The organism is Parachryseolinea silvisoli (assembly GCF_021190955.1).
GTDB lineage: Bacteria > Bacteroidota > Bacteroidia > Cytophagales > Cyclobacteriaceae > Ohtaekwangia > Ohtaekwangia silvisoli.
This window is the reverse complement of sequence record NZ_JAIOAO010000003.1, coordinates 118,552-132,568: the sequence shown is the minus strand read 5'-3', so window position 1 is coordinate 132,568 and position 14,017 is coordinate 118,552. Positions and strand designations below refer to the sequence as shown.

The 14,017-nt window shown below is 50.7% G+C and carries 13 protein-coding genes; 7 read left to right on the top strand and 6 right to left on the bottom strand.

Annotation, left to right across the window (positions count from 1 at the left end):
- The first annotated feature begins 70 nt into the window (after positions 1-70).
- A complete protein-coding gene (locus tag K7P01_RS17995) occupies positions 71-706 on the top strand; it encodes a porin family protein (protein WP_267295575.1) in 636 nt (211 codons plus the stop codon).
- Positions 707-883: 177 nt separating this feature from the next.
- On the opposite strand, the gene arfB is transcribed toward K7P01_RS17995, so the two are convergent.
- Positions 884-1,303: an alternative ribosome rescue aminoacyl-tRNA hydrolase ArfB gene (gene arfB, locus K7P01_RS17990; protein ID WP_267295573.1), complete on the bottom strand. Its 420-nt coding sequence runs from the start codon at positions 1,301-1,303 to the stop codon at positions 884-886.
- Between the two features lie 104 nt (positions 1,304-1,407).
- Here arfB and K7P01_RS17985 point away from each other — a divergent pair, with 104 nt between their 5' ends.
- A complete protein-coding gene (locus K7P01_RS17985) occupies positions 1,408-1,632 on the top strand; it encodes a hypothetical protein (RefSeq protein ID WP_254084773.1) in 225 nt (74 codons plus the stop codon).
- Here K7P01_RS17985 and K7P01_RS17980 read toward each other — a convergent pair.
- From K7P01_RS17980 to K7P01_RS17965, 4 genes are all read right to left on the bottom strand, one after another.
- Positions 1,629-2,993 (bottom strand): paraquat-inducible protein A, encoded by a 1,365-nt coding sequence (locus tag K7P01_RS17980; protein ID WP_267295569.1) that lies wholly within the window; start codon positions 2,991-2,993, stop codon positions 1,629-1,631. The genes K7P01_RS17985 and K7P01_RS17980 overlap by 4 nt on opposite strands.
- A 122-nt stretch (positions 2,994-3,115) precedes the next feature.
- The gene (locus tag K7P01_RS17975) at positions 3,116-3,649 is read right to left on the bottom strand and encodes an ExbD/TolR family protein (RefSeq protein ID WP_267295567.1); all 534 of its coding nucleotides are present in this window, start codon (positions 3,647-3,649) and stop codon (positions 3,116-3,118) included.
- An 83-nt stretch (positions 3,650-3,732) separates the two neighbouring features.
- On the bottom strand, positions 3,733-5,274 hold the full coding sequence (locus K7P01_RS17970) for an ArnT family glycosyltransferase (RefSeq protein WP_267295565.1): 1,542 nt from the start codon (positions 5,272-5,274) through the stop codon (positions 3,733-3,735).
- A 134-nt stretch (positions 5,275-5,408) separates the two neighbouring features.
- On the bottom strand, positions 5,409-5,603 hold the full coding sequence (locus tag K7P01_RS17965; protein WP_267295563.1) for a hypothetical protein: 195 nt from the start codon (positions 5,601-5,603) through the stop codon (positions 5,409-5,411).
- Positions 5,604-5,708: 105 nt separating this feature from the next.
- On the opposite strand from K7P01_RS17965, the gene K7P01_RS17960 reads away from it, so the two are divergent.
- The 5 genes from K7P01_RS17960 (at position 5,709) to K7P01_RS17940 (ending at position 13,520) form a co-directional block, all read left to right on the top strand.
- Positions 5,709-6,167: an NUDIX domain-containing protein gene (locus K7P01_RS17960; RefSeq protein WP_267295561.1), complete on the top strand. Its 459-nt coding sequence runs from the start codon at positions 5,709-5,711 to the stop codon at positions 6,165-6,167.
- 191 nt (positions 6,168-6,358) lie between these two features.
- A complete protein-coding gene (locus K7P01_RS17955; RefSeq protein ID WP_267295559.1) occupies positions 6,359-7,864 on the top strand; it encodes a sensor histidine kinase in 1,506 nt (501 codons plus the stop codon).
- Positions 7,865-8,062: 198 nt separating this feature from the next.
- A complete protein-coding gene (locus K7P01_RS17950) occupies positions 8,063-11,464 on the top strand; it encodes a response regulator (RefSeq protein ID WP_267295557.1) in 3,402 nt (1,133 codons plus the stop codon).
- Positions 11,464-12,300, top strand: coding sequence for a CheR family methyltransferase (locus K7P01_RS17945; protein WP_267295555.1), 837 nt, complete (start codon positions 11,464-11,466; stop codon positions 12,298-12,300). Before K7P01_RS17950 ends, K7P01_RS17945 begins: the two co-directional genes overlap by 1 nt.
- Entirely contained in the window at positions 12,297-13,520 is a 1,224-nt protein-coding gene (locus K7P01_RS17940) for a sensor histidine kinase (RefSeq protein WP_267295553.1), read from the top strand. Before K7P01_RS17945 ends, K7P01_RS17940 begins: the two co-directional genes overlap by 4 nt.
- Here K7P01_RS17940 and K7P01_RS17935 read toward each other — a convergent pair whose 3' ends face one another.
- Positions 13,521-13,925: a response regulator gene (locus tag K7P01_RS17935; RefSeq protein WP_267295551.1), complete on the bottom strand. Its 405-nt coding sequence runs from the start codon at positions 13,923-13,925 to the stop codon at positions 13,521-13,523.
- Between the last annotated feature and the right edge of the window lie 92 nt (positions 13,926-14,017).

Here is a 14,017-nt window from a genome sequence, read left to right as displayed (position 1 = left end):
ACGTGCAGTAGCAAGCCATTTTTGCGACGGGACCAATTATTTCCCTACTCCTTTTCAAACAACGAGAACTATGAAAAAGAATATCATCACAATTTTAATGTCTGCGATGGCTTTTATTGGCGCGGTCATATTACCACAGCAAGTTTCAGCACAGGAAGATGACAAAGTTTGGAGTGTCGGTCCGGAATTAGGCATCAACCTGGCCAAATATGGCGACGACGGCAGTGATTCCAAATTTAAGACCGGCATCCTCGGCGGTGGCTTTCTTACCTATAGCATTCGCAATACACACGCCTTTACAGGCAAGGTGCTCTTCTCACAAAAGGGTGCGCAGGATGACGATGGCGATGTCAAACAAACCTTAAATTATATCGAGGTCCCCGTCATCGTCCGCTTGTTTTTTAACCGCGACGGCGCCTTCCGCCCCAACTTATTTGCAGGTCCGTCGTTTGGTTTCCTAACCGGGGTGCGAAACAAAATAGGTGATGGCGATTATGAAAAGCTGGACGACTATGGTGATTTCTACAATACGTTTGACTTTGGCGTTACGGCCGGGCTGGGGTTCAACTATGAATGCTCACCGGGTACACGCATTCTCATCGATGCGCGTTATACCCACGGTCTAACCGACATATCAAAAGCCAGTAACACCTCTACTATTAACCAGGCCATCGGTATAACCGCCGGCATATCATTTGGAATTTAAGATCCCGCTAGAGTCTCCACCAGGAGAAGAGCGAAAGCAATAGCAAAATAATTGCCAGCAGTATTACGGCTGCACGCATACCGCTACTAGGCTCAGCAAATTCATATTGACAGATCGGACAAACTTTAGCACGGGCGTCAATGTCCATCGCACAAGAAGGGCATTCTTTCGTTTTCATTAGTCCGTTGGGCTTTGACGCCATTTCTTTTTCTCCGAGCGCTGCTTTTTTCCCTTTATCCGCTCTTGCACTGCTCCTTTCGTGGGCTTGGTCGCCTTTCGCGCTTTTTTCTTTACAAACGCCTTGGCTAACATTTTTTCGAGCTTCTCAATAGCCGTTTCCTTGTTGGTCAGCTGTGACCGACTTTCCTGTGCCACCACCATCAGCACCCCTTCGTTCGTCATCGAAGCACTCAGCTTTTGTGTGATGATGTCGCGCTCTTCGTCTGTGAGCACCTGCGACCGCGCTACATCAAACTTGAGGATCACTTTGGTGTTCACCTTGTTCACATTCTGCCCGCCGGGGCCACCGCTCCGCGCGGTGCTAAAATCGAGCTCGTGGGCGAGTAGAGCGGCTGTTAACTTTCGATGCGTTGTCATAACAATAAGGCCGGTAATATCGCAAAAATCCAGCAAAACCGCACCTTGCCGGTGTGCCGACACCAGCAACCAAAAAGATAAGCCGTTTTCCCTATCTTTGGCCCATGGAACAACAATCACTTGACTTAATCGAGGAAACAATCAGCCACCTAAACGAAGGGGCGCGGTCTGTACGGGCTTATACGGAAGAAAATACGTTGATCATCACAAAGGCCACCGGCACAGATGTCTTCTGGATCACGCAGGAAGAACCAGGTTTTCCAAAACGTCAGACGAATTCATTGGAAGACCACTTTCATGGTGTATTCGGCATCGAAGCGCGGTATTAAGAATGAAAGTACCGAGAGGCCGGCGAAACCAATCGACGCCACGATGATCGCTCGCTACGCTGTTTCGCTAACGCAGCGCGCTCTACCTCCGGTAAGGTAATGCGCTGTAGAATCACCGACAAGATTAATCCGAACAATACAAACGATACGAACAATATAAAACCAGGCTGCAGCGATGTCTCGTTAGTAGAAATGCTTGCCAGGGAATCTGTTTTCATGTTCAGGTGCGCCAGTTGACTGTCCAATATTCCTTTAAACCCGATGTAGGCCATAAAGATCGCCACCACGTTCACATCCGCCATACTCCATTTGCCAGCCTTAAAAGCAAAAAACTGTATAACCTTGTTGTCGCGCCAACGTTGATTTCCCAAAAGGTAAATTTTTGTCGCCAGCAACTTACCAATCGGAAAAACTATACTAAAAATCAGGATCAGAAGCCCTACGACTGCCGAGTCGAACTTACCAGTCTCCAACAAGATACGCACTACATCTACAATACTTTTGCTCTGGAAGAAAATGACCTGGTCGTGAAAGGATATAGGCTCACCAATCAACTGAAAGCTCATCTCTTTGATCCGTGCATCGATCTCGATCATCGGCGTCGTCAGCCCAACGCATAGTACCAACAGCGCCATCAACACAGAGACTATAAAGAAGGGCGTGTGCACCGGCTGACGGTTTCGGAGTATCAGCCACATCACCAGGAAGAGCACTAAAATACCCACGATCGCATATGTAAAGAAATACGTGCGGTCCTGCAAGCCGGCCAGACGTGCCTCTGCCGTTTTATTAAACGACACGACATCTGCCGTACCATACTTTTGCAGGATAACCTCGACGCGATGAATGTCGTTCATACTGTCGTAGGTAATGGTACCAAACTCCTCCAGCTTGCTTTGCGCCAGGTATTTCAGCTTCTCACGATTCTTGGGTTTCTTTACTTCGTTGACAATGGTCTGGGCAAACTCGGGCACACGGTCATGCAACTTAGTCTCATTCACCAATGCCCTTACTGCGAACTTTTTGATCTTACCTCCTACCGTTCGCTGCTTGCGATCAATCATGCTGTCAGCCTTATTGATCACTGCGTGCAATACTTGTGAGACTTCGTGTTTGAGGGCAGCTTCCTGTTCGGGTGTAAATTCGAAATCGTCGATCCGGTTCGTCACGACGCGCACCATGTGGTCGCGCCAGGCGTTTACGGAAAGTAGCCCGTACGTAATGTTATTGAGGACGCTGTAATCTTTTTTGATGGCCGCCCGGGTGTTGGATAATTGGTAGACCTGGAGACCACACCAACCTGCCACGACCAGCAGGATGCCTCCGATGAGGATGACGAGGGTGCGCTGAATCGTTATCATAGCAGTAGGTTATATTCTTAATGTGTGGAATACAATCCGTGTGCCGCTAACGCGCACCCCCCAAATGCCGCTAATCATGCTGGTTTCCCCGCATCGCAGGGGATTTTTTTACACACCAACGACTAAGGCTGCCGGCCAGTTGTGGACGCCTGTCCCACGGATGCATCGGCTAATACCGTTTTGTCGTAATCCGTGATTGTTACCAGCGAGAACCACTTTATATCCGTAATAGCCATCTCATCGAGAATATCCACCATGTTTTGATAGCGCGATTTGTCAGACGGTTTGATCATAACATAGAGGCTATCGACCTGCGATCGCTTTTCCAGCAGCACTTTGCGTATGTTCCGCATGCTGGTAACAGTGGGCATACCTTCTTCGCCCATATACCAATGCACCTTGTCGTGCGGCCCTAAAACGACCGACAATACCCGCTTGCCATTGATCAAGGGTACTTGCTCATCATTATCAGGTTTCGCGGGCATGGTTAAAGGCATGACATATTGTTTGCTCAATTCTGTCGTCAGCATAAAGAATGTGAGTAGCAGAAATGCCAGATCAACCATCGGTGTCATATCAACGCGTGTCGACACACGCAGACGTCGTGTCCTACCAGAGCCTTGGCTACCAGAAGCGGAAGAGTTTATTTCAGCCATACGTATATTGATTTAGTTATATATACATAATGCTCCTCCTTCCCGACAGTCACAAACCACCCGCATGATAATTTTAACACCCGTTAATCATAGTGCTTAAGGCTATCCCATATTTCCGCCAGCGGTTTTTTGAGTTTCCGGCCTACATAGACACCGACGTTGTTTTCATATGGCATACAATATTGGCACGTCGCCACGCCTACCTTCTCACACGATTCGAAATATTCGGCATGGTCTTTCAGTCTCCCCCCCAGAATGATCATAACCTCCCCCGTATGGTTTCGCGGCCCCCAGATCCAATAGTTATTGTGCGTGCCAATGGACTTGGGCAAACCATACGCACGACCGTAATAGTCAATGGCACCGCACCGCCCGTAGTTGTCAGAAATAATAGCACAGCGGGCCTGGTCTTCAGGACTCAACGACTGGTAGGCTTTCGCCACGGCGTCGGCTTTCTCTTGCCAGCCAAACATGTCTGCGTAAAACTGCGGCAACTCCGACAGTTCCTTATTTTCATTTGACGTAGGCTTGAGACCAACGGCTTCTGCATAGGCCACATAATCCGTCACAGGCAGGATGGGCAATACCGAAGGCAGCACCAACAACGTGCCTGCGATCACCACCGTGGCATAGGCATATCGTATCCAATAAAAGCTCCTTCGTACCAAACGCTGTTCACACCACACGGCCCCTGCGGCAAACAAGCAGCCATAGGCCGGTGTCATGTATTCTCCCTTGGAGGTGCCATTAATGAATAAGATCAGGAAAACCGTCATAAACATCCAGCCGAGCCATCGATAGGGCTGCAAGGGCTTATACGTAAACAGCGCCACCAGCCCGGCGGCCCACAAGGGTATATTGAAGGGATTGAGTAAAATCAACTGCTCGTGGATAAAATCCCAGCGGGTGCGGGTGCTATACTTGCCGGCATTTGCCTCGCGTATAAATTCGAGGTGCGCCAGATCGTGCTGCCAGTTCCAGAGAATATAGGGCGTAAACACCAGCAGTGCGATCGCTCCGGCGATATAAGGCCACGGCGTCGTAAGCCATCGCCGCTGTGCAATCACCAGGCTGACAAAGATTCCCGCCCCGAAGAACAATACACTGATCTTATTCAAGAGACCGATGCCCAGCAGCGCTCCGAGCAGTAGCCAATAGTAATGGTTACCCGTGCGATACAAGATCAACAAAACATACAGGGCTGCTGACCACAGCACGATGTCCAGGCCGTTCATGGAATAATATCCACCCATGGCCAAGTGGATGATCGAGACCGTTACAGCCAGACAGGCCATAAACACAGCAAACCTCCGGCCGCCCAGCTCGCACACGATCAGACCTACCAGGGCCACGGTGCCGGCATGTGCCAGCGCTGGTACCATGCGCACGGCCACCAGGCTGTCGCCCGCGACCATGCGGACCAACTTTAATACAAATAAGGAGAAGGGTGGGTGGTCTACGTAACCCCACGCGAGATTATCGCTGCAGGCCAGGTAATAAAGCTCGTCGCGGAAGAGGGCATACCCACCGGCCAGGTTTACAGCCAGGTGCAACAAAAAACAGGCGGCCGCCAGGATGACGATCAAGCGCTTTTCAGCGCGTAGAGAAGAAGCAGGAGGGATCATTGTAAAAACATTCGGTTAGACCAGACTATGTACGCCAGGCGCACAAAAGTGTTACTCCGAAATGAATTTACGTGGTTTTTACTATAAGAAGGGTGTTCGTTCCTATAAAACACGACGTTGCCGACAACGGACTATTAGCGTTTGTCCTTCTTTCGCTCGCGTTCCTCGGACGACAGCGGGTGCATCATTTGCGGTGGCTCGGGGGTTTGATCGGGTGTGCCGTCATTGGCCTGTGTCTTCTGGGGATTTTGATGCGCCGGTTTGTCTTTCGTGAGGGCAGCAGGTGTTTGCTTTGTCGATTTCTTCGTTTTTGCGTCTTTCGTTTTCATGGGCATACGGTTTTATTACATAGAGAGAGCCAAAAACTATACCGGCCTCCGAAATAAGCCCGGGGACGCCCGTGACGAAGATTTTCCACATTATCTTGAATGACAATGAAATTATCCGCCGGCCTGCTCATGTATCGACTTCAAAAAAAGGTACCGGAGTTTTTCCTGGTGCATCCTGGTGGGCCTTTTTATAAAAACAAAAACGAAGGTGTCTGGAGTTTACCGAAAGGTTTACCCGAGCCGGACGAAGACCTCTTGATTACGGCCCAACGGGAGTTTGAAGAAGAAACAGGTATCACGCCCACTCCGCCCTATACACCGCTGGGTTCCGTGACATACAAGAGCGGTAAGGTTATTCACGCCTGGGCGTTCGCTGGCGAGTGGGATCCGGCGCAAGGCGTGGTCTCCAATGAAATCCCGATCGAGTGGCCACCCCGCACTGGCAAGATCGTTTACATCCCCGAAATCGATCGTGCCGCCTGGATGAAGTTCGACGAAGCTATGAACCTGATCCATCCGCACCAGGGTGTTTTTATCGAGCGCTGGATGCGCCTCCACATGTAACCGCGCCTGTCAGAATTTTACCAATTCCGGAATTATTGTCCCGTGGTGAGAATACGCAGGAAATTGCCGATTTTTTGAACTGGCATGCTTCCTACCTATCGTGAAATACCGTATTTTAACGATAAATTATACCTCTCTGGCCTACAGATTGATTCTTGGTACGGCGAAGCAGATGGATGAGGCGAATGATCATGCAGCGAATCGTATCCCTCCGGAACCTGGTCCGGAATCAAGTCAACATCTTCATGGAGCGGATGGAAGAAAACGCACCCATGCCAAACGACTTCGAAGAAAAAGCCGGCCACGCATTCCATAGAATCTTATGTATTAGCAACATCGCCCTGTGGGGAACCTATTGCTTTTTGTTTGTCCTGTTGGACATGTTTTCTGCCCTCACCTCTATTTTAATTCTGTGCATACTTTCTATCGCGCTTTGGCTTAATCACCGCTGGCTATACCACGTGTCGCGCTATCTGGTAGCGGCCGTCTACTGTGTGGTACTGGCCACTATATATTTTTACCACCTGCACGTGGGTTGGGGACTGACCGTCGCCGGTGCCGCCTGCGTCTCGGTATTGTTTGTCCCAAGCCGGCGGGCTGTACCGGTACTCTTTATTCTTGGGGCGAATGCTTTTTACATTGTCTATTTTATTGCCGCCAACCGTGCGGTGCTGAAAACGGATGCCCTCCACGTACAATCCACCAGCATGACAATGCTGCTGCTGGTCGCCGCCGGCGGATTGGTTCTGATGGCCATGCTCCAACTGCAGAAGGTCATACAAGACTACTTCGACAAGATCAATGAGATCCACCAAACCGTTACCAATCAAAACCAGGTGCTAAGCGAGCTGAACCTAACCCTCGATCACACCATTCGTGATCGCACGCACGAGGTAAACGAACAACTGCAAGAGCTGGCTGTACAAAAGGAAGAGCTCGAATCACAAAAGGAAGAGCTCGACGCCATCGTCGATGAGTTGAATAAACGCAATCAATATCTCGACGCGGTCGTCTTCGAGCTAAAGCAACGAAACTTCGAGCTCGACCAGATCATCTACCGGCTCTCCCACAACCTGCGCGGTCCTGTTACCAGCATCGCTGGCCTGATACACTTGATGCGCATTGACAATGAGCAGCGCGTCGTACCCGACTTCCTGCAACGCATTGACCAACAGATTTTGGCCATCGACGGCGTCCTGGGCTCGCTCAACGCATTTGCCGAGGTCATGGTCTCGGACGTCCAATCCACAGAGATCGAAGTCCCCCTGCTCTTACGCGACGCCATCGAAGGACTGTCGCACCTGGAAGGATACCGTTCTATGAAGATCCAAATTCAGTCCACATTGCCGGCAGGATACAGCATCCTCTCCGATCAACCCAAACTACGAACACTATTCCGGTGCCTGGCGTCCAACGCCATTACTTTCCGGCGTACCACGGGCGAAGCCAGCTCGCTGCAAATTACGCTGACGCTTCAAGGCAAATATCTGGCAATCGATTTTTGCGACAACGGTACCGGTATTGATGATTTTGTAAAAGACAAGATCTTCGACATGTTCTACCGCGGTTCCCATCTTTCCAAAGGCGCCGGCCTCGGCCTCTACATTGCCAAAGAAGTGGTGCGACGCCTGAAGGGATCCATTACCCTCAACAGCCACGCCAACGGCACAACTGTACACATATTGCTTCCCGCATAAATTCAATCGCCACAATATAGTTGTTGCTTTGACATTTTTCATGCGCGGATTTTTCCCGGCAAACGCATGGCGTCTTCGTGTAAAAATTAGTATCTTTCTTTACCCCATACATACGGTTATCCGATAATACCATTGCGTTTCTCACGGCACATGTACGTGTCGGAAGTTTTTTCAGTAAAAAACCTGATTGTTGTTCTCATGAAGATCACACTTGACAAAAAAATCCTGGCCGGATTTATTTTCTGCTGTAGCATTTTGCTGATCGTGGGCTTTATTTCCTTTCGGAATGGCGAGCAACTGGTCACCACCAACCAATGGGTGAGCCACACACACGAAGTGCTGTATGAGCTGGAACAGATCATGCTCGCCTCGACAGAGGCAGAGACCGGAGTCCGCGGTTTTATTATCACAGGGGAAGAAGACTATCTGACGCCCTTTACAGAATCGCGGTTGCAACTGCCCATACACATAGTACAAATGATGCAGTTCACGCAAGATAATCCATTGCAACGCCAAAACATCGCCCGGCTGGAGAAGCTTTCACAAGAACATATCAGTATTCTGGAAAAGTGCATTGCGAGTAGACGTGCGGGGCAGAGTGGTGCCGAAAATTCAGTAGCGAAAGGGGAAACCCGGCGGGTTCTCAATGAAATTCGGAGAGTCGTCCGCGCAATGCGGACCATCGAGCAGAATTTATTGGAGCAACGCAAACAAGCCAGCGATCACGACACCCGTCGCTTCAATTATTTGTTGTTGGTCCTGCTGGGCACGATCGTTACCGTACTCATAATTGTCTATGGTATCATCATGCGCAACCTCCTGGCGCTGCGCCGCGCCGAAACGGAAATGGCAGAAAAGAATTGGGTTCTCACCGGCACCGGTAGCTTGACAGAAGCTATGCAGGGCAACCTGGCACTTGCACCGTTGGCAAACGCTATCATTCAGCACCTGGCAACGTTCCTGAAAGCATCGATGGGTGCTGTGTACATTGCCGACGAATCACAGACAAATTTACATCAACAGGCTGTCTATGCTGTTGGACGAGTGGCGCCCGCCACGGTGGCCTTTGGTGAGGGCATTGTTGGCCAGGTGGCCGCTTCACGGAAGGAAATAATATTGACCGACGCTCCTGCTGAACACTTTATCTTAAATACAGCGTTTGGCACTGCGGCGCCTAAAAACATCATGGGGGTACCTGTGCTATTTGAACAGCGTATTGCAGGCGTTATTGTGTTGGGTACACTTGGCCATTTTACATCCGCCCAGCAGGATTATCTGCGTCTGTCCACCAATAGCATCGGTATCGCTGTCGAGTCGTCTATGGCCCGGACAAAGACCAACGAGTTATTGGAGGAGACTCAACGGCAGTCCGAAGAGCTGGAGGCCCAGCAGGAGGAACTGAGGCAATCAAACGAGGCCCTGCACGCCAAGACAGAACTACTCGAACGTTCTGAGATCGAGCTCCGCGCGCAACAGCAGGCGCTACAACAGATCAATGTGGAAGTAGAGGAAAAGGTCAATCAATTGGGCGAACAGAAGGAAAAACTGGAACAGGCAAAAGGCGAGATCGAGCGCAAAGCACTCGAGGTAGAAGTCAGTAGCCGCTATAAATCAGAATTCCTGGCAAACATGTCGCACGAATTGCGCACACCACTCAACAGCATCCTGATCTTGTCACAGCTATTGGCAGAAAACAAACACAAGCGCCTGGCCGAAAAGGATGTCGAGTTTGCACACAACATCCACACCTCGGGCGCCAGCCTGCTCAACCTGATCAACGAAATCCTCGACCTCTCCAAGATCGAAGCCGGGAAGATGGAGCTCGATATCGAGCCCGTAGCCATTAGCGCCATTACCGAAACAATCACGGTACTCTTCACCGAAATAGCCCGTAACAAAGATGTGACCTTCCGCACAACGATTGCCCCGGTTCTACAAAAAGCAACGATTATCACAGACCGCCAGCGTGTCGAGCAAATCTTACGGAACCTGTTGTCCAACGCGTTTAAGTTCACCCCAAAAAATGGAACCGTCGCCCTCTCCATCCAGGCCGAGAACAACAATGTCGTGTTTCAGGTAGCCGATACCGGCATCGGTATACCAAAGGATAAACAAGAAATTATATTTCAGGCATTCCAACAAGTGGATGGTTCCACCAAGCGCCAATACGGTGGCACGGGATTAGGGTTATCCATCAGCCGTGAACTGGCGCACGTATTGGGGGGCAGTATTCGCGTGGAAAGTACAGAAGGAAAAGGAAGCACATTTATCGTCTGCCTGCCATTGACGTTTAACGAAACCCTGAGTGTACCCACCGGCAAAGAGGTCATTGTCAAAGCCAGGGAGCTAGCGGTATCAGAAACCTCATCCACGCCAGAGTCGTCAGACACCACTCCCAATGACGATCGCACCCAACTGACAGAAGGCGACCGTGTGGTGTTGATCATCGAAGATGACGACAAGTTCTCACAGGTGTTACTCGGCTTTATCCGCGAGCGCGGATACAAAGGCATTATTGCTACACAAGGAAACGCCGGCGTGAGCTTTGCCCGCACCTACAAGCCGATAGCCATCCTACTTGATATCGGCCTGCCCGTCATGAACGGGTACGAGGTCCTGCGCCAGATCAAGAATGACCCTGCGCTGCGGCACATTCCGGTGCAGATCATTTCGGCGTATGACAAAAAACGCGAGGGCATGCTGCTCGGGGCATTTGACTATATGCACAAGCCGGTCTCCGTCGAAGACCTACACAAGGCCTTTGAACGTATTGAAAACTTCACCAGCAAAAAACTAAAGAAACTGCTCATTGTCGAAGACAACGTACAGCAAAACAACGCCATTCGGGAGTTAATCGGCAATGGCGATGTGAAGTCCTATTCAGCTTACCGTGGCACCGACGCGTATGACATGCTGGAGCATGAAGCGTTCGACTGCATCATTGTCGACCTCGGCCTGCCGGACATGACCGGCTTCGACCTGATGGAAAAAATACGGGCAAATGACCGGCTCAACAAGATTCCCATTGTAGTATATACAGGACGAGACCTGAAAAAAGAAGATACCCAACGCCTGGGCAAGCTGGCCGACACCGTGGTGCTGAAGACCGCGAACTCGCAAGAACGACTGCTCGACGAAACGATCCTGTTCCTGCACCGCGTGGAGGCCAAGCTGCCCCCCGACAAGCAAGACATCATCCGCCGTCTGCACCGCACCGATGAAGTACTGAAAGACAAAACCATCCTGCTCGTAGACGACGACATCCGGAATATATACTCCCTGACGAATGCCCTGGAAGATGAGAGCGTACATTGCCTCACAGCAGAGAATGGGCGCGTCGCACTCGAGGTGTTACAGGCAAATCCGTCGATCGACCTGGTCCTCATGGATATCATGATGCCCGAAATGGATGGTTACGAGACCACGATTGCAATCCGAAAGGACCCCGCATTCCAAAAGCTCCCCATCATTGCGCTCACGGCCAAGGCCATGAAGGGCGACAAGGAGAGATGCCTGACAGTGGGCATGTCAGATTATATTTCGAAACCTGTGGATGTTCCACAATTGTTGTCGCTTATGCGCGTATGGCTGTATAAATAATGGAAGCGCCGATGGATGCCACCACCCTCGATGACAAGGATTACAAAGAGCTGCTGGAAGCCGTTCGTTTTGTATACGGTTACGACTTTACAGAATATGCCGAATCTACCGTAAGGCGGCGGATTACGCATTTTATGAACACCCATCGCATCGGCACACCCACCGCCCTGGGCAAGATGTTGCTAAAAGACGAACCGTTATTTGAAGAATTTGTCCAGCATTTGTCCATTACGGTAACCGAGATGTTCCGCGATCCTTCCTTCTACAAAAAGCTGCGCGAGGCGGTCATGCCGCAACTGGCTACCTACCCGGTAATCAAGGTGTGGGTCGCCGGCTGTGCGACGGGGCAGGAAGCCTATTCGTTGGCAATCTTGTTAAAAGAAGCGGGCCTGCTGGAACGCTCGATCATCTACGCCACCGATATCAATCAGCGCTCGTTGCAGACAGCAAAAAAAGGCATTTACCCTTTGGATGGCATGAAAACATACACCCAAAATTACCTCGCCGCTGGCGGGCAAGGTGAGTTCTCCCGCTATTACGCTGCACATCACTCGGCCGTATTACTGGACCGCTCCCTGCGCGACAACATTGTGTTCTCCCCACACAACCTGGCGACAGACCGGTCCTTTAATGAGTTTCAGCTTATACTATGCCGCAATGTGATCATATATTTTAATCAACGCTTGCAAGAGAAAGTATTGCGCCTGCTCTATGACAGCCTTTGTCCCTTTGGCTACCTGGGCCTGGGCGACAAAGAATCGCTTTTCTTTAGCGACAAACGCATACACTTTGATGACATGGACCGCAAGGAAAAGATTTACCGCAAGATCAAATGACTATGAACCGTACGATGACCCTGCTGCTAATCGACGACAAGGCTACTAACCTCTTTGCCCTGGAACAGCTTCTCGAAAAACAAGACCGCGTTTTTCTTCAGGCTACTACCGGCCGCGAAGGTCTAAAGCTCGCGCTCGACCACGAGGTGGACCTGATCATTCTCGACGTACAAATGCCCGAAATGGACGGCTTTGAAGTCGCTCAAATCCTGAAGTCCAACAAACGCACAAAAGATATCCCCATCATTTTTGCTTCTGCCGAAAAGAAGGAGCGACAATCCATCATTCAAGGTTTTGAAGAAGGAGCTGTCGACTACTTACCCAAGCCACTTGACCCTGAACTTACGAAAGCGAAAGTATCAGTGCTCCTAAAGATCCAGTTACAGAACCGTGAACTACAGGAAAAGAACCTGGCCCTGCAACAGGCCGACGAGCACATCAATCTCCTCAATGTCGATCTTCAGAAAAACCTCCGCCAATTAGAGGCCGCCAACAAAGAGCTCGAATCGTTTTCCTACTCCGTATCACACGATCTTCGCTCACCCATACGGGCCATACTGGGATACGCCCGCATCGTCGAAGAAGAACAAGCCGGTAAGTTAAATGACGCGGCTGGCCGTGCGTTAAAGATCATACGAGATAATGCACAAAAAATGAATCGTATGATCGACGACCTGCTCTCCTTCTCCAAGCTTGGCAGGCAGGCCCTGCAGCGCCTATACGTCGACATGGACGCATTAGTGCGAACGGTGCTCTCCGATTTGCGCCAGCGTCTGCCCTATCAACCCGAGATCGCAGTGCACGATCTGCTGCCAGCGCACGCCGACACCGCGCTGCTGGCACACGTATGGACGAACCTAATCTCAAATGCGATGAAGTATTCGTCAAAAACGGCGCACCCACAGGTGGAGATCGGCGCGCAAGCGGGCAATAACGAAGTACAATACTATGTGAAGGATAATGGCGCTGGGTTCGACATGAAGTATGCTGACAAACTCTTCCAGGTATTTCAGCGACTACACAGAGCAGCCGACTTTGAAGGCACCGGCGTCGGCCTGGCCATCGTACAACGCATCGTTGTACGTCATGGCGGCCGTATTTGGGCCGAAGCAAAAGTCAACGAAGGGGCTACCTTTTATTTTACACTGCCCGTAGCGACGCCGCACGAGAGCTACGCGGATGTGACAAAACGGACTCCGCAAAGTATCGATACCCACTAATCAGGCAGCGCGGTTGACATACTGGTCCACGACGTCCAGGAATTTATTCATGTCCAGGGGCTTTTCCAGGTAATAGTCGACACCTGCCGCCTGTGCTTGCGCTTTGCTGTCGCTGCCCGAGATCATCACAATCGGCGTATGGCGCGCTTTCTCCTGATGTCGCAGATAGTCACAAATCACAAGTCCGTCAAATATGCCCATCTGCTTATCGAGTATAAACAGATCGGGTACTTCGTACATGTCATCGACAATCGTCGCGGCGTCCGGCAGCCCCAGTACTTCGTAACCCCGGCGCTGCAACAAGCGGCACAAGAGTACCAGCAGGTCCTGATCATCGTCGGCAATCAGGATACGTTTCTTTCGATTGGGTGTGGGTGTTGTATGTTGATTGCTGTGCGTTTCCATAACTCTCTTTAGTGTGTTCCAACCAATCATGTCCAAAACCTATGCCCGTCGCCTACATTCCGTCGTTGGCCCTGGGATTGTCGTTACCCGTA